21 protein-coding genes are annotated in these 21,280 nt (G+C 33.3%); 6 read left to right on the top strand and 15 right to left on the bottom strand.

Annotated elements, in window-relative coordinates; translation table 11 throughout:
- The coding region (locus tag BFG57_RS03160) for a sensor histidine kinase (RefSeq protein ID WP_069716018.1) at window positions 1–2,147 on the bottom strand (2,147 nt) is incomplete at its 3' end.
- A gap of 219 nt (window positions 2,148–2,366) precedes the next feature.
- Window positions 2,367–2,822: a DinB family protein gene (locus BFG57_RS03155; protein ID WP_069716017.1), complete on the bottom strand. Its 456-nt coding sequence runs from the start codon at window positions 2,820–2,822 to the stop codon at window positions 2,367–2,369.
- Between the two features lie 322 nt (window positions 2,823–3,144).
- Between BFG57_RS03155 and mgsA the strand changes: the two genes are divergently transcribed.
- On the top strand, window positions 3,145–3,558 hold the full coding sequence (gene mgsA, locus BFG57_RS03150; protein WP_069716016.1) for a methylglyoxal synthase: 414 nt from the start codon (window positions 3,145–3,147) through the stop codon (window positions 3,556–3,558).
- 208 nt (window positions 3,559–3,766) lie between these two features.
- On the opposite strand, the gene BFG57_RS03145 is transcribed toward mgsA, so the two are convergent.
- The 4 genes from BFG57_RS03145 to BFG57_RS03130 form a co-directional block, all read right to left on the bottom strand.
- Window positions 3,767–3,979: a hypothetical protein gene (locus BFG57_RS03145; protein ID WP_069716015.1), complete on the bottom strand. Its 213-nt coding sequence runs from the start codon at window positions 3,977–3,979 to the stop codon at window positions 3,767–3,769.
- A gap of 290 nt (window positions 3,980–4,269) precedes the next feature.
- Entirely contained in the window at window positions 4,270–5,652 is a 1,383-nt protein-coding gene (locus BFG57_RS03140; RefSeq protein WP_069716014.1) for an MATE family efflux transporter, read from the bottom strand.
- Window positions 5,642–6,091 (bottom strand): MarR family winged helix-turn-helix transcriptional regulator, encoded by a 450-nt coding sequence (locus tag BFG57_RS03135; protein ID WP_069716013.1) that lies wholly within the window; start codon window positions 6,089–6,091, stop codon window positions 5,642–5,644. Before BFG57_RS03135 ends, BFG57_RS03140 begins: the two co-directional genes overlap by 11 nt.
- 442 nt (window positions 6,092–6,533) lie before the next feature.
- Window positions 6,534–7,925, bottom strand: coding sequence for a protoporphyrinogen oxidase (locus tag BFG57_RS03130; RefSeq protein ID WP_069716012.1), 1,392 nt, complete (start codon window positions 7,923–7,925; stop codon window positions 6,534–6,536).
- A gap of 459 nt (window positions 7,926–8,384) precedes the next feature.
- On the opposite strand from BFG57_RS03130, the gene BFG57_RS03125 reads away from it, so the two are divergent.
- Window positions 8,385–8,777 (top strand): hotdog fold thioesterase, encoded by a 393-nt coding sequence (locus tag BFG57_RS03125; RefSeq protein WP_175428259.1) that lies wholly within the window; start codon window positions 8,385–8,387, stop codon window positions 8,775–8,777.
- Between the two features lie 125 nt (window positions 8,778–8,902).
- Here BFG57_RS03125 and BFG57_RS03120 read toward each other — a convergent pair whose 3' ends face one another.
- The gene (locus BFG57_RS03120; RefSeq protein WP_069716010.1) at window positions 8,903–10,180 is read right to left on the bottom strand and encodes an ATP-binding protein; all 1,278 of its coding nucleotides are present in this window, start codon (window positions 10,178–10,180) and stop codon (window positions 8,903–8,905) included.
- A gap of 238 nt (window positions 10,181–10,418) precedes the next feature.
- Here BFG57_RS03120 and BFG57_RS03115 point away from each other — a divergent pair, with 238 nt between their 5' ends.
- Window positions 10,419–11,003, top strand: a complete 585-nt coding sequence (locus BFG57_RS03115; RefSeq protein WP_069716009.1) for a GNAT family N-acetyltransferase — start codon at window positions 10,419–10,421, stop codon at window positions 11,001–11,003.
- A 60-nt stretch (window positions 11,004–11,063) separates the two neighbouring features.
- Here BFG57_RS03115 and BFG57_RS03110 read toward each other — a convergent pair whose 3' ends face one another.
- Window positions 11,064–12,164 carry a M24 family metallopeptidase gene (locus BFG57_RS03110; RefSeq protein WP_069716008.1) on the bottom strand — a complete coding sequence of 367 codons (1,101 nt, stop codon included), beginning with the start codon at window positions 12,162–12,164 and terminating at the stop codon, window positions 11,064–11,066.
- A gap of 301 nt (window positions 12,165–12,465) precedes the next feature.
- Here BFG57_RS03110 and BFG57_RS03105 point away from each other — a divergent pair, with 301 nt between their 5' ends.
- Window positions 12,466–12,708: a DUF2584 domain-containing protein gene (locus BFG57_RS03105; protein ID WP_069716007.1), complete on the top strand. Its 243-nt coding sequence runs from the start codon at window positions 12,466–12,468 to the stop codon at window positions 12,706–12,708.
- Window positions 12,709–12,805: 97 nt separating this feature from the next.
- Window positions 12,806–13,798, top strand: coding sequence for a potassium channel family protein (locus BFG57_RS03100; RefSeq protein WP_069716006.1), 993 nt, complete (start codon window positions 12,806–12,808; stop codon window positions 13,796–13,798).
- On the opposite strand, the gene BFG57_RS03095 is transcribed toward BFG57_RS03100, so the two are convergent.
- The 4 genes from BFG57_RS03095 to BFG57_RS03080 all read right to left on the bottom strand — a co-directional run bounded on the left by BFG57_RS03095 (window position 13,795) and on the right by BFG57_RS03080 (window position 17,866).
- Window positions 13,795–14,199 (bottom strand): YugN-like family protein, encoded by a 405-nt coding sequence (locus tag BFG57_RS03095; RefSeq protein WP_069716005.1) that lies wholly within the window; start codon window positions 14,197–14,199, stop codon window positions 13,795–13,797. The two genes, BFG57_RS03100 and BFG57_RS03095, sit on opposite strands and share 4 nt — an antisense overlap.
- Before the next feature lie 155 nt (window positions 14,200–14,354).
- Complete coding sequence (locus BFG57_RS03090) at window positions 14,355–15,707, bottom strand: glucose-6-phosphate isomerase (RefSeq protein WP_069716004.1); 1,353 nt, start codon at window positions 15,705–15,707, stop codon at window positions 14,355–14,357.
- 162 nt (window positions 15,708–15,869) lie between these two features.
- Window positions 15,870–16,304 carry a hypothetical protein gene (locus BFG57_RS03085; RefSeq protein WP_069716003.1) on the bottom strand — a complete coding sequence of 145 codons (435 nt, stop codon included), beginning with the start codon at window positions 16,302–16,304 and terminating at the stop codon, window positions 15,870–15,872.
- 398 nt (window positions 16,305–16,702) lie between these two features.
- Window positions 16,703–17,866, bottom strand: coding sequence for an iron-containing alcohol dehydrogenase (locus BFG57_RS03080; protein WP_069716002.1), 1,164 nt, complete (start codon window positions 17,864–17,866; stop codon window positions 16,703–16,705).
- Between the two features lie 283 nt (window positions 17,867–18,149).
- Here BFG57_RS03080 and BFG57_RS03075 point away from each other — a divergent pair, with 283 nt between their 5' ends.
- Window positions 18,150–18,377, top strand: a complete 228-nt coding sequence (locus tag BFG57_RS03075) for a DUF378 domain-containing protein (RefSeq protein WP_069716001.1) — start codon at window positions 18,150–18,152, stop codon at window positions 18,375–18,377.
- 202 nt (window positions 18,378–18,579) lie between these two features.
- Here BFG57_RS03075 and yugI read toward each other — a convergent pair whose 3' ends face one another.
- From yugI to BFG57_RS18795, 3 genes are all read right to left on the bottom strand, one after another.
- On the bottom strand, window positions 18,580–18,993 hold the full coding sequence (gene yugI, locus BFG57_RS03070) for a S1 domain-containing post-transcriptional regulator GSP13 (RefSeq protein WP_069716000.1): 414 nt from the start codon (window positions 18,991–18,993) through the stop codon (window positions 18,580–18,582).
- A 149-nt stretch (window positions 18,994–19,142) separates the two neighbouring features.
- A complete protein-coding gene (locus BFG57_RS03065; protein WP_139125042.1) occupies window positions 19,143–20,717 on the bottom strand; it encodes a hypothetical protein in 1,575 nt (524 codons plus the stop codon).
- A gap of 268 nt (window positions 20,718–20,985) precedes the next feature.
- Window positions 20,986–21,129 carry an RNA polymerase sigma factor gene (locus BFG57_RS18795; RefSeq protein ID WP_175428258.1) on the bottom strand — a complete coding sequence of 48 codons (144 nt, stop codon included), beginning with the start codon at window positions 21,127–21,129 and terminating at the stop codon, window positions 20,986–20,988.
- Between the last annotated feature and the right edge of the window lie 151 nt (window positions 21,130–21,280).

Genomic DNA, 21,280 nt, shown 5'->3' with positions numbered 1-21,280 from the left:
AGGTTATAATTTTCCCTTACTAAAATATCCTTCAAAATTTCTACATTTAACACTTCATCATCAACTATTAAAATATCTAACCTATCACTCATCGGTGAAGCCATGTCATTGGAATACATTGAGGTCTGCTCTTCTATCGTTGCCCCAAGTGCAGGTAATCTAATAGATGAAACTTCCTCATACACTTTGCTTTCTATTTTTGAAATAGGGAGAGAGAAGGTGAAACGAGTCCCTTCTTTTTCTTTAGACCAGTCTACATCTAAACTTCCTCCCATTAGTTGTACAAGTTGACGTGATATAGATAACCCCAGTCCTAATCCACCATTCCCTAAATCATTATTTGTTGATATACTCTCATACGAATGGAAGATCTTCTCATGCAAATGAGGAGCAATTCCTATACCTGTGTCTTCTACAGATATATACATATGCCCACCTTTCACATCATTCGAAATCGTTACTGAACCAGCATTTGTATTTTTTAAGCTGTTATTAAGTAGATTATAGAATACTTGAATTAGACGATCTTCATCTGCGATTACAAACCGATTAGCTTTATCGATTTTATTCACTAGCTTAATATTTTTCCCATCAGCAATATAACGGAACATTTCAAATAGGTTTGAAACTGTCAAATAAAGATCAACTTTTGATAATTGAATAGTTAGTAATCCTTCTTTAATTTTAGCAAGATCTAGAATGTCATTTACCATATTTGACATTCGATAACCTGCTGATTTGATAAGTTTTAATTTTTTTTCTAGCTGTTCTTTTTTATTATCATCATCTTCAATAAGTGCCTGAGAAATATTAATAATACCGTGAAGTGGTGTTTTAAGTTCATGAGAAGTTCGGAATAGAAAATCATCCTTCATTTTATCCTCTTTTACTAACTGCTCAGTGTATAACTCTTGTGCTTCCTCACGCTGTCGTTTAAGAATATTTATCTTATCGGCTAATGCAAGTGATAGTAATAGAGATTCTATACTTGCAGCTATTTGTGGAATGACATCAAAATACATGGCTTGAAAAGCAATAATATCTAGATAACTTAATGCTTGTAGAATGATTGACACTAGTAAAATCGTCCATCCTAACAAATAAAGTCGCGCCATACGATTTCCCATCTGCATAACTCTAAGTGCAGATATCCACAATAAGATAGGGATAATTAGTGCTAATAGTGGAACAATGACATTTGTTATGCTATCTGGAAGTACCCAGAAGAATAATAATGTGAATAGACTTAAGCTGGAGAAAATTGAAAGTGTTAAATGTAATTTCGGTAATATTTTCTTAGTTTCTAAAAATTCTTGTCCAAACATAACCATAGTCACACAAAGTAACAAAGATGCATAATCAATAGCATCAACAATAAACCATACAGGAAGATTCTCACTTAAATATTCAACATCCAAACTATTCATTAAAAATTGTAGTAACATGAATGCGATTAAATAAATTATGTAGTACAAATATGCTCTTTCCCTTAGAGAAAAATATAAAAATAAATTATAAAAAGCAAGAGCACCTATAAAGCCATAAAAGAAGCCTGATGAGAATTTATAATCTTTAATTGATTCAATTAGTCCCTCATAAGAATATAAACTAGTGTCTACAGAAACAGGTAATTCTTCACCTATTAATTTTATATATATAACCTCAATATCTGTTGGATCAAATCGAAACAATATTGAACGAAAGTTAATTTTCTGTTCCCCTAAATTATACAAGCCACCCTTCTGCACTTCATACGTGTAATCACTTTTCACAAAATACACATCAATGACCTCAAGACGATCCACATACTCAAGCCAAGTCATCTCATTAAATTTTTCCCCAATCACTTCCTTTTCTAATTTCAACCATATTGCATCATTCGTGTAATCAAAATAAGGATACTTTGATTCACTCTTTATAAACTCCTCATTATACTTACCTGAAAGAATTTCGTTAATTGTAACTCCTCTTGTCGAATCCCTGAAAACTTCATATTTTAACCCCAAAGGATAATTATTAACCTTTTCTTCAGCAAGTACATGAATTGGTAATAACGATAAAAAAAATAGAATTATAATATTAAATAAAAAAACATTCCCCCGCCAAACTTGCAAATTCACATTCAAGTGTCTGTTTATCTTTACCATTTATTGCTCTCCTTATATTTTTTACCCTAACAAGTTATATAATGAAATTACAAAATACATAGACTTTAGTTCATCACTCCGTATTATGAAACAATAAGGCTTAAAATAGAAAAAATTAAAACACGAACCCCCCTTTTTATTAACAGTTCTTTTAAAAGTATTTTAAGGAAGTTTAACGTGTTTTAATTTTTTAGTATTTTACTAACATATTAAAATATCTTACTTTACTATTCTCAAATAATTTAGCGTTATATTAAAATGCATTCCTGTGTGGAAACAAATGAAACCTAATATATCTTTAACTTTAGTAAAGGAAGCTCCTAAAAGTTCAAATGGTCTTTCTAATTCTTCGTCTTCTCTTCCTACAAATGTTTCTTGAATTGTTTTCAATTGCTTAGTGATGAATTCACTTATCTCTTCTACTGATGGTGGTTCTCCTTCCCACTCTCTTGGACTAGTTCCCTTCATGAAATATTCCTTATAACTCTCTGGAACAACTGACTTGTATGTATTATCAAGTGAAAGAACTGCATCTGTAATGACAAGTACATGCCCCGCATTCCAACGAATAGAATTATTAAACCCCTCAGGTATAACATCCAGTTGATCTTCTCTAGCTTTCATTAATACATTTAACATTGCATTATGCCCGAATGAAACCGTATATACTGACATAAAGAGCCCCCTTTAAAATTATAAGATAAAGTAATTATAATCTATCCAAAAGATAAATAAGAGCATTTATACAAAAATTTCTAATTATCAATTCAATAATCTATAAAATCTGAATAATCAGATAACTTATTGTGTGATTATACCCATTTAACTCATCACAAATATTACATAAAAATAAAGAGTTACATACACGTGTCGTCATTATATCTTTCTTTATAAATTAACATTTTCTAAATAGAAAGTACCAAAAATTGTTTTCAAATAACTCAATTACAGATACTATAAATATGAGAATATTTTTATCAACTTAGGAGGACTAACAATGAAAGTAAAAGTCGCACTAATTGCACATGATAAAAAGAAAAAAGATATGATTCAGTTTTCTACAGCCTATAAACATATTTTAGAAAAGCATGATCTTCATGCTACTGGAACAACAGGACTGAAAATCATGGAAGCAACCGGACTTCATGTTCATCGTTTCCAATCTGGACCTCTTGGGGGCGATCAAGAAATTGGCGCTTTAATCGCGCAAAATAAAATGGATATGGTCATCTTCTTCCGTGATCCGTTAACTGCACAACCTCATGAACCTGATGTTTCTGCATTATTGCGTTTGTGTGATGTACATAACATTCCTCTTGCAACAAACATGGGATCAGCTGAAATTTTAATACATGGATTAGAACGTGGTGATCTAAATTGGCGCTCAATCATCAATGAGCAAAGTGAATAAACATTACTTCCATCAGAAAAAAATGTAAACCTATCATTGATAAAGCAAAAAATCGTGTGGTTGCATAAGATATGAGTTATCGTGTGATGAACTTCAAATTGTCCTTACTTTTTCATAAACAATATTCATATATAGAAGGGATATTCTCTTTATATTATATGATTCCTTACTATAAAAATAACTGAGGCACTTCAATATTAGAAGCACCTCAGTTATTTTGTTTAAAAGCTGTTCTTCCCCATAAGACAAAGCCTGCTGCACCTATTACCAAAACAGCAATTTGGATACCTACTATTACCTTTACGAAAGTAGGACCAATTGTATATAACTCTAATGCAGTTCCACCTAAAACAGCGATTAGTGAACCGAGCATAACGACAATCGATGTGATAAAAAACCATACTGGTAATTTCTTAATCAATTTCTCCTCACCTATCCCTACATAATTACAATAACCTCATATCTAAAGGGGGAATGAATAAGTGACTTATAATAAATTCTAACAATGTTCACATCACTTAAACAAACCTATCTGTAGATTTATTTTTCTCTTTATAAATATGGTTTATTGTTCATGCATATCTTACATATTCCTTATATAAGAGTAACATAAAATGTAAGGATCATCATTGTAGAATTACTATTTTTCTCGTTCAGCTGTTGCTCATGTGCACTAGAACCTAAAATGTACTTTCGATTGATGATATTCGTTTAACCTGCGTTACTATTTGCAGTAGTTAAATGAGCATCATTTGGGAATAATGTTTTCTTATCCATTAATATAATGAAGAGTGCTAACAGAAAGCCTAACACATCAGCTAACGGAAATGCTGCCCAGACCCCAGCTAAGCCAAACATAGTTGGTAAAAATAATACAATCGGAATTAAGAAAATTAATTGGCGTGAGATAGACAATATAAATGCAGCACGTGCCTTACCTAAAGCTTGATAAAGACCTCCAGCTACCATTTGGAAACCAATTGTAGGTGCAACTAACATTATCATTCTTAATGCAGATGCTCCTTCTTCAATTACTTTCTCATCCGTTGTGAATACATTAAACAGTAATTGAGGGAACAATAAAATGATAATCCAAACTGCCGTAGACATTACTGTTGCGATAATAAAACTTAACTTAACCGTATTTCCTACACGATTAAATTGCTTTGCTCCATAGTTATACCCAACAATTGGTTGCATGCCTTGAACAATCCCAAACATTGGCATGATCGCAAACATAATTATTCGATTAATAATACCAAAGATTGCAACTTCCATATTACTTCCATATGTGATCAACATCCAGTTCACGACAACAAACATTAAACTTGATGATACTTGTCGAACGAAAGAAGACGTTCCAATACTAATAATCTCTTGAATGATACGTCGATTCGGTATTAATCCAATCCATTTAAATGTAAGAGAACTCTTTCCACCTTTAAAATAGGAAAAAATCCATATAGCAGCACAAGCTTGTGCTATTACAGTCGCTAGGGCTGCACCTTGGACACCCATATCAAGTCCGAAAATAAAGATCGGGTCCAATGCTAAGTTAACACCTGAAGAAACTAGCATTGTTGACATTGCCATCTTGGCATTTCCTTCTGCACGAACTACATTATTTGTAGACATTGCAAATGCAAGGAATAATGAACCGATCAAAATAATGCTCAGATAATCACTTGCATAAGGTAAAGTTGCTTCTGTTGCACCGAATAAACGTAGTATTGGATCAAGAAATAATAAAGCTATGACAACCATTATTATACTTAATACACCAACTAACCATACGATATGGCCAAATACATCATTCGCTTCTTCTTCCTTTTTTGCTCCAAGTAACCTTGACACTATTGAGGAGCCACCAATACCTACTGCTGCCGCAAAAGCACTAATAATCATCTGAATCGGAAATGCGATAGATAACCCTGCTACGCCTATCGTTCCAACACTTCGAGCGATGAAAATAGTATCCACTACGTTGTATAATGCCATTACAAACATCCCGATAAATGCAGGAACCGATAACTGCACCATTAATTTTGATATGCTTTCTGTTCCTAGATGTGACCGATTAGAGTTAGCCTTCACGTTTACACCCCTCTCCTTTAGAAATGTGCTCAGTTGCATTACCTGCCATTTTTTTCAATAATCTTAGAACTATTTCATACTCTTCCTCAGAAAAATCCTTGGTAAGTATATTTGTCCAATTAGCTAAAGTTTCCATCACTTGCTCTTTTACACCATGAGCTTTATCTGTAAGATAAACCAAATTTTGACGACGGTCGATTTCTGATTTTTCCCTTCTTACAAAGCCACATTCCTCAAGCTTTTGAATCGCTCTTGCTGTTGTTGCCTTATCAATGTACAATTTCTTTGCTAAATGGTCTTGAGAAACACCATCCTGTCGATATAGCAAAAATAAAAACGAAAACTGTCCTCCACCAATACCGAGTTCATCTGCTTCCTGATTAAAAAAAATGTGTGCATAACGGTGAATGGTTGAAATCCATTTTCCAACTGATTCCATCAATTAATTCTCCTTATATAACTTTAAATATAGTTGTTCATGCAACTAAAAATGAGTATATCAACTTTTAGTTGCGCCCGCAACTTTTTCACTCAACTTAATATAAGGTAAATAATCCCTTTCATTTCTGAATAACACTTAAATTCTCAAGATTATTTATCAAAAATTCACATTCAATTCCTTGTAGTTGAGGAGAATTAACGTTAGTAGGTACATAAATAATCTAGTTATAAACATGTTGGTAACTAAAAAACAAAAAAGACTGTATCAGCTACAGTCTTCTTCAACATATAAACATAAACAATAATTAATTTTTGTATTGGCTTGTAATATGGTTTATTCACTTATTTTTTAACTAACTTAAAGAAGTTTAAGCACGTTCATAAACGAGACTATTAATACAAGTTCAACCATATGACTTATAATTCACTATGACTTTATTTCATTTACCTAATTCCGTAATGATCTTTTCTGCTACATCTATTCCATTCTTAATACAGGCCCCAATGCCTACACCGAAATATGATGCACCTGCCAACATAACTCTAGGATACTGTGAAGATAATTTACCTTGCAATGACTGTACTGCTTGGTTATGTTGCAAGTGATAATTAGGCATTAAATTTTGCCAAGGTGTTACTTCTACTACCTGAGGTTCTGCTTTAAGGTTCAAACTCTTTTCAATATCTGATAAAGCTATTTGTACAAATTCTTCCTCACTCATATTTTCTAACAAAGGATATGATGGGTTTGAACTCTTATAAAATAGGCGCACTAATAAATTATGTTTCTTTGAAGTGTGAGTCCACTTTCTACTTGTCCATGTACATGCATCACACTTGACATCACTATTATCAGAAACGATAAATCCTGTACCATCTGTTGGAAGTTGTTCATCTGGTATATTAAACCCAAGATAAATACTAAACAATGAAGAATTTGTTAATTTATTAAAATCACTGTCTAACTGAGTATCTACTAATAATGTTTGTGCAATATCATGAGGGACCGCTAAGACGACATAATCAGCATCTATCTCCTCATGATTTGTAAAAGAAATTTTATACTGATTACCTTCTTTTATAATATTTTTCGTTGTAACACCTTTTAAAACGGAAACATCCTTTAGCCCTTCTTCCAACTTGTCAATAATTGTTGAAAGACCATTTTTAAAAGATAAAAACTTTTTATTCGATGCCGTTAGAAATCTTTCCTTATTCTCAGATAAACCTTTGATAATGCTTCCGTATTTATTTTTATAATCGAGTAAATAAGGTAAAGTAGAAGCGATTGTGAGTTTATCTAATCCACCAGAATAAACTCCTGATAACACAGGAGCAATTTGCTTCTCGACCAACTCTTTACCGAGAAATGCTTCTAGAAATGAGCCAACAGAACTTACACTCGTGAATGTTTCATTCTTTGTCTCTAGATCTTTAAGTGCAGCTTTTTTCCCCTCTTCAGAAACCAATGTACTACTGTACAATGATTCAACACTAGTAGGTATACCAAATATCGTATCTTTAGGGATAGGATGTAGCTCATTATTTGTATATATATAAGATATTCCCGTTGCATTATATACAGCTTGATCTTGCAATTCTAATTCTTCAATTAGCTGAATTACACTTTCATGTCGAGCAACCATAGAGTCTGCACCTGATTCAATTGTAAATTCACCATTTTTAACAGTAGCAATCTTTCCTCCTAATTGCTCATGTTGTTCAACTAAAACTAATTCCATATTTAAATCTTGCTCTTGGATTTTCTTTTGAAGTTTGTACATTGCAGTTAATCCTGTAATACCCCCACCGATAACAACTACTTTCTTCAATCTATTCACTCCATTTCAAATTCATTAGCTAATTCTTTTCCACAAAGCAACTAGCATAATTTCCACACTTTTAAACTTAGCACTTTGAGAACAGCTCAAAATGTATATTCTCAGGATTTACCTAATTTGTATAACTAACCACTAATTGTTCTGATAGAGCTCTATCACTGATGAAAGTTCCTAAATTTTGTACTTTTTTATAATCCATTCCTATTGTAGTTAATTAGTACGTAATTATCTACAATTACTCGAGGAATCCTCTAACAATTATGTGAATATTTCATTTCATCTTATACTAGTTAATAGTAGGCAAGGTTACTACCTTGTGTTAGATTCAGAATATGCAGATAATAAAGAGAGGGAGGGAATATTGAGTATTTTAGTTTTTACACTTCAGAGAAAACTGTTAATTGAAGTTACTATACAATTTAAGTTTTAGGAAGGAAGTATAATATGAAGATGAAACCAGTTGAAAAAACCATAATCGGAGCACTAGGAATTGAGATGGTTGAAGTTACAAAAGAAAAAGTAATCGCCACTATGCCAGTTCACGATGCAACACATCAACCATTTGGTTTATTACATGGAGGAGCTTCTGTTGTTCTGGCCGAAAGTGTAGCTTCTGTTGGTACTTGGAACTTAATTGACCAAGAAACAGAAGCAGCCGTGGGTCTTGAAATTAATGCAAATCATATTCGTAGTAAAAAAGATGGTATCGTCACAGCAATTGGTACACCATTACATACAGGAAAGAAAACAATGGTATGGGATATAAAAATTTATGATGAGGAACAAAAACTTATCTCTATCTCACGTTGTACGGTAGCAGTCGTAAAACGAAACGAAAATTAGTTTTTTTAACTCTATATCATTCACCTTCAGAAAATGAAGGTGATTTCTTATTACTTTAGCGATAATAGATCTTACTTTAACACATAATCCTTACATTTAGACGGTCGCATCGTAAATAGTTACGCCTATACTGCCGTTGTCTGCTTACTTATGCTTGGTATCTTGAGCGTAAAGGTTGTTCCTTGTCCAATTTCACTTTCAACTTCTATTACACCATCAAATGATTCAACAATTCGATAGACAACCATCATCCCAAGACCTGTTCCTTTCATGCCTTTAGTAGAAAAATAAGGCTCACCTAAACGACTAACCTGTTCTTTTGTCATGCCAACTCCAGTGTCTGAAATAGAGATAGTTACATAACCTTTCTCTACCTTACTTTCAATTAACAGTTTCCCACCATTCGGCATCGCTTCAATTGCATTCTTCATTAAGTTCATGAAACATTGTTGCAACCTTGCTCGTTCTCCTTTAATTTCACTAGGCAACAATGTTGACTCCATTGTTATATTATTCATATTTGCTAATGGTTTAATTACGTTAATAGCTCGAACTAGTTCATCTTCAACTTGAAAAATTTCAGCATGTTCAAAAGCTGGTTTAGCGAACGTTAAATAGTCTCTAATCACACCTTCAGCTCGATCCATTTCATCAATCGCTATAGTGATGTACTTCTCACATTTTTTTGGAATGTCCTCCTCACTCAACAACTGAAGGAAACCCCTACTTGCAGTTAATGGATTACGAACTTCATGAGAAATACTTGAAGCTAGATGACTAACGATCTCTAATTTTTCATTTCGTAATAACCTTTTTCTTACTAGATCGTTAGTCCTTACAGATTCAACGATCTTTCCTGCTATAAATGTCGCCATAATATTTGCAATTATATAAGCTAACCAATCACTAATATTCAATGAAGCATGATTAGAATTTGCCGTTAAAGTTTCTGAAAGAATACTAACGACTAATACCAGAAACGTGACAATAATTGTTGCAGTTAGTAATCGATGATTGGATTTCAAACTATGAAACTTTCCTCTAATCAGGTAGACAAGTAATAGACCAATCCCAACAACAATTACCGAAATATAAAATCCTAGTATTCCACTAGAAAAATACCTTGCGATTAAGGTTACAGATGCTAACCCTATCGCTACATATGTATTTCCATATAGACTTCCAAGAATTAAAGGAACATTTCGTAGATCGTATATAAAATTTTGACCGACATGAACTGGAAAAGACATACACAAAATAATGGTAATTGCACAAGTAAAAAAAGTCACCCAGTTTTTAATTACACTAGTCCAATCTTTTTGTTCAAACCAATATTGATACAAAAATACCATAAAAATGATAAAAAATAAATTAGGTGATAATTCTTTAATAAGCCAGTACATATTCTCCTCATTTCAATATCTTAGAAATTTTATAAAAATTAGTTTCGACAAAATTTTAAAAAAACCTTTAACAAATATCGAGAATTTTTTAAATATTTTGTATTTTAATGAATTTACTTACATATTTGGGTAATATATTGACTCACATGAATCCTTCACAAATTATAGAAATATATTACAAGGTACTAGTTACTTTTTGTCGAATATCGTAAAACAGTACGTTTTATGAGGTGATGAAATGAATATACAACTCAAAGGAAAAAAAGTCACTTTACGAGACTTTACAAAAGATGATATTCAACGTATGTGGTATTGGGAATATGAAGCGAATGATCGTGAACATATACAGTGGAATGGACCTTATTTTCCAAGAGAACAAATGAGCATGGAAGAATATACAAAGAATTATATATACTTATTAGAAGAAGTTAATAATAATCAAACACGCTCTAAGCTCGTCATCGAGAAAGATGGTGAATTTATCGGAAGTGTAGGTTGGTATTGGGTATCAGAAGCTACAAAATGGTGTGAAAATGGCCTCGTTATTTATGATTCTCGTTATTGGTCTGGTGGATTTGGATTTGATGCCTATGTCATGTGGACTGACTATCTATTCACAGAGATGGATATTGCTCGAATAGGTATTAGTACGTGGTCTGGTAATGAGAGAATGATTCGTTTGGCTAAAAAATGTGGCATGATTGAAGAAGCGAGAATTCGGAAAGCAAGGATTGTTAATGATACTTATTTTGATTCGATTAAAATGGGAATACTTCGTGAAGAATGGGAATTAATACGAAAGCAATTACTCGATTATGCTTGATTGCTAACGTCTAACGATAAGAAGTCAGTAGTCTATTCGTAGACTACTGACTTCTATCATTCACTCAATGATTTGCAATTGTTTTTGGAACTTCGTAAGTGTCTCATAACCATCTTTTGTAATTAATACATCATCTTCTATCCTTACTCCACCGATATCTGACAGATAGATACCAGGTTCAATTGTAAATACCATTCCTTCTTTCAATTTTTCATCATTTACATGACTCATTGAAGGGAATTCGTGTACATTGATTCCCATCCCATGGCCAATACGATGTGGAAAGAAATTTCCATATCCAGCTTTTGTGATGATATTTCGAGCAATTGAATCTAGGTCGCCAATTCTGACTCCAGGCTTGCAAGCTTCTAAAGATGCTAACTCTGCTTTCAACACTATGTCATAGATTTTCCTTTGTTCCTCAGATATAGACTTGTAAACAAATGTTCTCGTAATATCAGAACAATACCCTTCAACAACGACACCCATATCAAAGAGGACAAAGTCACCTTCCTTAAGTTTACGATACCCTGGATTTCCATGAGGTTCTCCTGATTTTTCACCGAATAAAACCATTGTTGAAAAAGACATTTCTTGAATACCTTGTTTCTTCAATTCATATTCTATTGTTGCAAGCACTTCCATTTCTGTAATTCCCTCTTTTAAAGCATCAATCCCTACTTGTATACCATAATCCGCCATTTTTGCAGCTTTACGAATGCTCTCTATTTCTTTCTCATCTTTTATGACACGCATATTATTCAACTTCTCTTCAACTGATACAACCTTTGCATCTGAAAAAATTGATAGTAGTGATTGGCTACGGCCATAAGATAATACGGACTCTTCAAATGCAACTTTTTCTACAACTGTTACATCCCTTTTTTCAATTGCTTTTTTGATTAATTCCCATGGGTTTTCATGATCCGAATATCCAATAATTTCATGTTTCCACCCTGCATTCTTAGCTTGTGAAGACTCCATTCTAGGGACAATCATAAACGGTTCAGCATCTCTGAACATCAGCAAGCCGATAAGGCGTTCATGAGGGTCAGTGTGGAAATTTGTTAAGTAAAATATATTCTCTTTTGAATTAATAAAAGTTACATCAACATCCTGCTCTGTCATCCATTCTGATAATTGTTGTAAACGTTTCTGCATTTTCAACACTCCTTATATGTAGACTTTTTGGTTACACATTTTTAATTTCGAACAAAAATACATCATCTACTGCTTTTGATTCATGTTAATCCATGATTCTTCACATAAAATTATATACGAAAATTCAGTTAAAATTTCCTTTATATGCTTAAATAAACCCATTAATACTTTTTTGTATCATACATACACTAGAATACAAAGAATATAAGCACGAATAAATGTTTCGTTACAGCATACTCTGTGCCATTAAACAATTTAAATGTATAATAATTATAGCAATACTTAGAAAGGATGAATAAAGATGGGGATGCCACTAGAATTAATCACAATGATTGTAACAAATGGAAATGCTAAACGAGTTGAAGCAAATACGTTCGAGTTGACTAAGGAAGGCTATCGCTTATATCCAATTGATGTGCAATTAGAGGTGCGCAAATCAGAAGCAGGAGAAGCGTCTGGACAGGCAATTATCCGTAAGATTATGTGGGAGAATAATCAAACCACTTTAATTTATGATTTAACTAGCTTACATTCACCTAACTAAACAACCTACTTACATGTAGGTTGTTTTTTCTTTCCTTATATCCTCCCTCATTCCTGTCCATACTGTATGAGGACGAATATATAGTGGAGGAACAAAGATGGAAAATGATCGCATCAGTAATGTTTTACAAAGGTTTAATTTAATTCGATTATTCGGAATCATGATTATTCTTATATGTTTATTCGGTTATGGAATTCATCTGTTAGAACCAGAAGTTTTCCCTTCGATATTCGAAGGAATTTGGTGGGTTGTGATTACGGCCTCTACAGTAGGTTATGGAGATTATATTCCAGACTCAACAATAGGTAAAACGATTGCGATGCTCTTAATCTTATCTGGAGGTGCGTTCGTAACTTTCTACATGGCAACGATATCAGCCTCCACAGTCAACTTTCTCAATTCTTACAATGAGGGGGCTGCAACCTTTCGAGGAGAAAAACATGTCATTATTATTGGATGGAATCAGCGGGTTAAAAAAACGATCGACCAGATTATGAATATACAAAATTCAGCACAGTTTGTTTTAATTGATCATTCTTTAAAAAATAAACCTCTCACAATACGTAACGTTCATTTTGTTAAGGGTGATCCTACATGTGATAGTACTCTCCAACAAGCAAATATTACAGATGCCTCAGCAGTATTTATAACGGCTGATCAAAATAAAAATGAAAAAGAAGCTGATATGTCTTCAATCTTAACGTTACTTGCAATTAAGGGACTAAATCCACGTGTTCATAGCATTATAGAAATTTTAACACCAGAACAACTAGAAAATGCAAAACGGGCTGGAGCAGATGAAATTATTGAAACGAATACTCTTTCAAGCTTTGTTATGACAAATAGCTTCATTTCTCACGGCATGTCAGATACAGTGGTCACTATACTTGATCAGCTGAAAGGCAGTACATTAACATTCATCGAAGCTCAAGAACAATATATCGGGAAAACATTTCGGAATTGTAGCAACTTATTACTACAAGAAGAACGGCTTCTAATAGGTGTAAAACGTAACGGCGAATCACACATAAATCCGCCGTTAGATTTCACTATTGATAATAAAGATTGTTTATTAATCATTGAACATTAAACGGATAAAGCTTGCTCCAGCTCATCAACAAGACTTTTACCAACATTCACTAGATCTTTAGGAAATGTAGCATCAGGATCTTCTGGTTCAGAAAATTGATTAAAGGATGAATTAAAATTTCCTACATGTACGTTGTCATCTAAACCCCTTTGATATTTATGGGATAAAAGAAAAGGACGTTTCATCTTAACTGTACATCCATTGGAATCAAGTTGTCCATCTACTGCTTCAAAAGGCACTCGTAAAAATTGATATCCTACTTCATCATCAATCTTATAATCAAAGTAACCATGATCGTAATCCCAATTTCCTCCAATATCATATCCTATTGGTTTTAATTTTAATTCTAATTCAAAGAGGTTGAAACTCTTCCCTTCTATAGTTGACTTGATAGGGATCATAATGAGACACCACCTTTAAAATTTCTAACTTTAGCTTTCCCTATAAATGAAAAAACATGTCCGAGTTAATAAGTACTTAATTTCTGCATAAAAAGAAGCATCACCTTATACAAACGGTGATGCTTCTCGACTACTATAGTGTCAGTTGTATCTTTTTATTTTTTCAATCGTTGTTCAAGAATTTCTTTTTCTGCTTCAAACCCTGGTTTGCCTAACAATGCGAACATATTCTTTTTATATGCTTCTACACCCGGTTGGTCGAATGGGTTAACTCCTAATAAATATCCACTTAATGCACATGCCTTCTCAAAGAAATAAACGAGATAACCAAATGTATAAGCATCAAGCTTTGGTATGTGAATAACAAGGTTTGGAACTCCACCATCTGTATGAGCAAGCATCGTTCCTTCATACGCCTTCTTATTCACTTCATCAATCGTCTTACCTGCAAGATAATTTAATCCATCCAAATCTTGTTCGTCTTTCTCAATTGTTACTTCTACTCGAGGTGTCTCTACGTTTAACACCGTTTCAAATAAGTCACGGCGTCCTTCTTGAATATATTGACCTAAAGAATGTAAATCTGTTGAAAAATTCGCAGATGCAGGGAAGATTCCTTTACCATCTTTCCCATCGCTTTCACCATATAATTGTTTCCACCACTCACCAAAGTATTGAAGTGATGGCTCATAGTTCACAAGCATTTCAATCGATTTACCTTTGTTGTACAGTACATTACGCATTGCAGCATATTGATAAGCAGGATTCTCTTCAAGCTCTGAACTACTTAACTCTTCTGTAGCATCAGTTGCACCTTTCATCATAGCCTCGATATCAATTCCACTAGCTGCAATTGGAAGAAGACCTACCGCAGTCAATACGGAATAGCGACCGCCTACATCATCAGGGATAATGAAAGATTCATACCCTTCTTCATTTGCAAGTGTCTTCAGAGCGCCTCTTTCCTTATCAGTCGTTGCGTAAATTCGTTTACGTGCCTCTTCAACTCCATATTTCTCCTCTAAGTACTTGCGGAAAATACGGAATGCAATCGCTGGCTCTGTCGTTGTTCCAGATTTTGAAATAACATTAAGGGAAATATCCTTACCCTCAATTACATCAAATACATCTTGTAAATATGTAGAACTAATATGATTCCCAACAAAAATGACTTGTGGAGTATTACGTTTTTCTTTATCTAGAGTATTGTAAAAAGAATGATTTAACATTTCAAGAGCAGCTCTTGCTCCTAAATATGAACCACCAATACCAATTACAAGTAAAACATCTGAGTCCTTTTTAATTTTTTCTGCGGACTTTTGTATACGCACGAATTCCTCTTTATCATAGTTAACAGGTAGATCAACCCATCCTAAGAAGTCATTTCCTGGACCCGTCTTTTCATGAATTGCATGATGTGATACTTTCACAATATCACGTAAGTATGTAAGCTCATGCTCTTCTACAAAAGTAGAAACATTGGAGTAATCAAAACGTATGTGTGTCATCAATAAATCCCTCCATAAATTGAGTTTGCACTTTCACTTTACCTAAAGAAATTAACATAATCAAGAACGTTATAAAATGAAAACGTTGACATCTGATTTATTAATTTTTTATCTATCTAGACTCGTTATGCTATTCTATCAAACCTTTATTATTCTTATACATTAACGTACAGTAATTCGTCCCTTAATCCCCTCAAAAGGTAAGTACATTTCATCATATTGTTCTTTACATTCTGTTTGTTGCGAATAAACCATTTCTTGTGGAGCAAATGCTAAATAAAAATCATTCCCTACTTGTGTCACTAAGGCGTCCTTATTTTGTTGTCCACCACTTTGAAATGCTTCCTTATCGACTTTTTTGAGAGTGAATAACTCCTGTTTATTGTTAACCTGTTCACAAATATGGAACACAGAAAGCTGATCCTTAGTTTCGTTAATCTCATAATTTCCAGCCCAATTTTTTGGAGCTACGAAGCTTGCATCACCTAGAATAAATTGGTCAGATTGAATGTCAGAACCTTCTTTATTCATTGATTGATCAGAACATCCCGTCAACACAACTACAACCATTAAAACAATTAACCATAGCTTTTTCATAGAATCCCCTTCCTTAACTAATCTCAACCTTCCATTAGCAAAGCGCCCCACTTACCCTAATAAACGGTAAACGAAACCAATCAGGTGATGATAATCACTAAAACCAAAACTGTATGAATATGTTCATCGCTTGTCCTAACTAATCTGTGTTGACTGAATTTTTGAGAAAAATGTTTCACATCTTTTCACATACAATACATGGTCATAATTTCATATTTTATCGTATTTACGATAAAAAAAGTATGAACAAAATCGCACACTATAATTCCTCTTATATGTGGCATCATTAGTATTTATAATTTATTGGTATAATTTTCATTTAAACAAATAATGTAGTTAATCACTATTTATCGCAAATATAAATAAAAACACGCCAGAATGAACTGACGTGTTCTTACTTAAAGTGACATTTGTAAAATTGTTAAAACATCTTTCTTGTTCAGTTTCTTAAAGTTTCCAAATTCCCCATTTATCATAGCCTTATCAGCCATAATCTCTAATTGCGAATCATCAATCTCATAATCAGCAAGACGTTCTGGTGCTCCTATACTTAACCAGAACATTCGCAGCTTTTCGATCCCTTCAATAGCTACTTCACGATCATCTTTCCCTGTAGGGTCAACATCGAATACTCTAATAGCCAACTGTTTAAAACGTTGTATATTTTCATCTAATACGTGCATCATCCAATTCGGAAGAAGAATTGCTAAACCACCAGCATGTGGGATATCATACACTGCAGAAACAGCATGTTCAATATTGTGAGATGCCCAATCTCCACGTAAACCAACTTGTAGTGTATTATTTAGGGCAAGTGTTCCAGCGTATAAGATAGTTTCTCGATAATCATAGCTATCAAGATTGTCAACTAATTTCGGCGCTGTTTCAATAACTGTTCTTAATAATCCTTCACACATGCGGTCTGTTATTGGTGTATTCGGTGTATGATGAAAATATTGTTCAAACACGTGTGACATCATATCAACAATTCCATAAACTGTATGTTCTTTTGGGACGCTCATTGTATATGTTGGGTCCATAATTGAGAATTTAGGGAAAACATGAGGACTATTCCAACCATATTTTTCATTCGTTTCCCAATTTGTAATCACAGAATTTGGATTCATTTCCGAACCTGTTGCAGCTAATGTTAAGACTGTTCCGAATGGTAGGGCATCTGCTACTTTTACCTTCCTCGTCACAATATCCCATACATCGCCTTCATATTTTGCACCTGCAGCTATCGCCTTTGAGCAGTCAATTACACTCCCACCACCAACTGCAAGTATAAAATCAATCTTATCGTTCTTACACATTTCAATACCTTCGTATACTGTTGTTAAACGGGGATTAGATTCTACACCACTAAGTTCATAAATTTCAGCATCGATTTTCTTCAATTCATTCACAACATCATCATAAACACCATTGCGCTTAATGCTTCCACCACCATACACGAGTAAAACTTTCTTATCATAATGTTCAAGCTCAGTCGTTAACTGTTTCACTTGACCATCACCAAAAATAATCTTCGTTGGATTTTGATAAACAAAATTATTCATAATGATCCCTCCCACAATATTGCTTATTCTAATACATATCAACTTTTCCAAACTATTATCAGATAATGTAGAACGAGCTCTTTTTCACGAAATGTAATTTTTTCATATGCTCAACTCATTCATAATTATTTTGAAAAAAACTCCCATTTTTTTATTATGACTTAATTTAAATTCGGAAGTAAAGCAATTCACCTTCTCTCAGAAAGAAAAATTTTCATGAATAACTCTTGAATCGTTAGTAGAAAATATATATTGAAAGATGAAGAGAAGGAGGAAAGTAAAAATGAGTGGATTACAACGTACTGCTCTTACCCTTGTTATTATTGGTGCAATAAACTGGGGATTAATTGGTTTCTTTAGATTTGACTTAGTAGCAGCCATTTTTGGAGGTCAAACATCCGGATTAGCTCGTATCATATATGGTCTTGTTGGAATTAGCGGTTTATATTCATTAACATTACTTTTCAAACCAAGTTCTGAACTAGAACATGCACCAGAACCAAGTCGTTAACTATCATCATCATTTGTTTAATATTGAGAAGGTAACCTACAATTATTTATAAGGTTCCTTCTTTTTTTATGATCCACATAGCTTTAACAATAAACTTAAGATAAACATTACCTGCCTGATTACTTACAAATTCTAATAAAATCTTTCTTAAATAAAATAAAAACACGTTTTATGCAAATTGCAAAAAAACGTGTTTTTATCATTACTTCTTAAGAAGTTTTTTACGGTCAGAATCCTGCTCAATCCACTCTTCAAGCTTGTCTTTCAACGTGTTGAAGCCTGCTGGAGTTGCAGTATCTTCTACTTCTTGTTTTTTGTTATTCGTATTGTTTTGTCGTTTAGGACGACGTGGTTTTTCTTCTTGCTTAGGTGCTTCTTGAGTTGCACGAATAGATAGACTAATTTTGCCTGCATTTTCGTCAACAGAAAGAACCTTTACGTTTACTTCGTCACCTACTGAAAGGTGCTCACTAACATCCTTCACATAACCGTGCTTAATCTCTGAGATATGAACAAGACCTTGAGTCTCTTCATCTAATGCAACAAAAGCACCGTATGGTTGAATACCAGTAACTTTCCCTGTTAATACACTTCCGATTTCGTATTTTTCTGCCATAGGAAACACTCCCAAATTATCGTTTTTGCGCAATTTTAGATTATAGCACAATGTTTTAAATTTCGCAAAGAAATGACGAATTTTAGTTATATTTCATGAAAAATTGACTATAATAATACATTTAATGGAAAGTTAAGTAGCTAATTCCTTCACTGACTTGGTAGCCACGATACCTTCCAAATACCACCCTTATTTCTGCGCATTTGGAAATATACAGGTTCATCTCGACTTTGTAAAATTAATTTGATGACCTCTTCATCATTATCGAAACTTTCACTAACAATATCGACTATATCTTCGTTAATCTCTGACCATTTACTTTCTGGTACATGTTTACTTTCTTGTAAATACTCACTTTTTGAAGGTAAATAATAATTTTCATCATTAAAATATAACTCATAATTCACTTCCGAGTTATTAGTTTGTGCTGCATGAACGTATAAACGCATGACGTCTAACGCAGATAATCCTTTAAGAAGCTGTTCATCATATGAGGATGAGAACTTTTCATAAATTGAATTAAGCTCGGCACTAAGTGGAAATAACTTATGTTCTACATTACTATTTACCTTACTATTAAGGGGTACTTGTTGGCTTAAACCATTTATAACAAAAGATGTTGAGGCTTCTGAACGGTTGAATTGATGTTGTTCAAGAATTGAATAATACTCCTTAATCGTATGCAACGTCTGTTGGTTATCATAGGTGAGCATAAAACGTTGATAACTTTCTTTCACCTTATAGTTTAAACTGCCTGTCTCATCAAATACGGGCGAATTATCTACACCAAAGATATAATAGGTTAAAAATTTGTAGTAATATTCATGCAAGTCGGGACTCTTTTCAAATGTTGGATTCCATAACATAAAGTCTTCAAGCTGCACAATACGGTTTGAGAGCTCATTCCAGCTAACCGTTAAAGCACCGTCATTTAATATATCCATTTGTTGCATTATGGAAAAATAATCATTCATCTCAGTAGTTAAATGATCAAAGAGATTACGTTGCATCCAATTATAATCAACAACAATATCTATTTCTCCTTCTTCACTGTTAACAAACATCAAACCATTATCATGAACATATTGTGCATACTTTCTTACTTCTGAATTTTTAATTGAGTTAAAATTATTTAACCTCGGAACAAGCTTACCTATATAAATTTCTTCTAAAGCAGTTTCAAGTAAATTGTGTTGTTGCCAATAAAGAAGCAATTGCTCACTTACTTCTTCTTGTTTATCTATTATAGAAATGAGCTGCTTTTCACTTTCAAACCACTGTGAACCATTGCTTTTAAATTGCTCTAAATTATTAACTGGCATACTTAACTGAAAATCAAGGTAGTTTTTTGCGCCGGCTACGATACCCTCTGAGTTCTGCTTATCTCCTTGGTAAAGAAATTCTGCTTGATTGTAGAAAGTAAATACATTTGTCGTTACTTGCTCAATTGCCCGTTGCATACTGTTAATAGCTTCAATTTTTATATACTCCTCTTGTTTATGAGATTGTGCAATCTTCTCATTTATATACTGGTTAATTTTTTCTATAATTTCTTCCTTTTGTTGTCCTGATAATCTATCTGCATCTTGATCAGTCATAGGTTCCTGTAATGTTATAACAGGTTCATTTGCTTGTTGTGCGATAAAATATTGTGCAACCAAAATACATATAATAAAAAGAACGGCAATCCCACTTGAAATGTAAGGAATTCTAGAAAATCGCATTTTTTTATAACGCATCCGTTAGTATGTATTTCTCAAGTAAATGATCATCCATGATGCTCCCCTCCTTCTACTCGTTATTATTTCATTTTTAAGGATTAATTTCCTCTATTTGTTCAATCTCTTCGATACTCTCCCTTTTAAGTTTGACTATCTTTCTTCTGTTTTAAGACTTTTTCCGTACATAATCCCGTATGAAATCTTATATAGCCAAGTTCAAAATTTATTTTGAGAAAATTGATTTATAAATCGTACACTCTTCAAATACAACCTAAGTAATATCCTCAACTTCATGATAAGAATTACCCACTTGATAAGTAAAACGTTCAACAGTCCGATAATGCAGTTCGACAAGCTTTCTACATGCTTGCTGATTACCCTTCTTTGCAAGTTGAATCAATTCATCTTCAAGCATTTCCTTCACTCCCCCTAACCACATATTTAACGCATATTAAAGCTCATTTGTTTCAACAATAATAAGAAGCTTTTTCCTAGTTGACAATCTCATAATGAGTACGTATAGTTAGAAAAATCAATATCTAGAAACAACTTTGATGTCGTTGTTA

Source organism: Bacillus solimangrovi, assembly GCF_001742425.1.
Taxonomy (GTDB): domain Bacteria; phylum Bacillota; class Bacilli; order Bacillales; family Bacillaceae_N; genus Bacillus_AV; species Bacillus_AV solimangrovi.
This window is presented reverse-complemented; position numbering and strand designations above follow the sequence as displayed.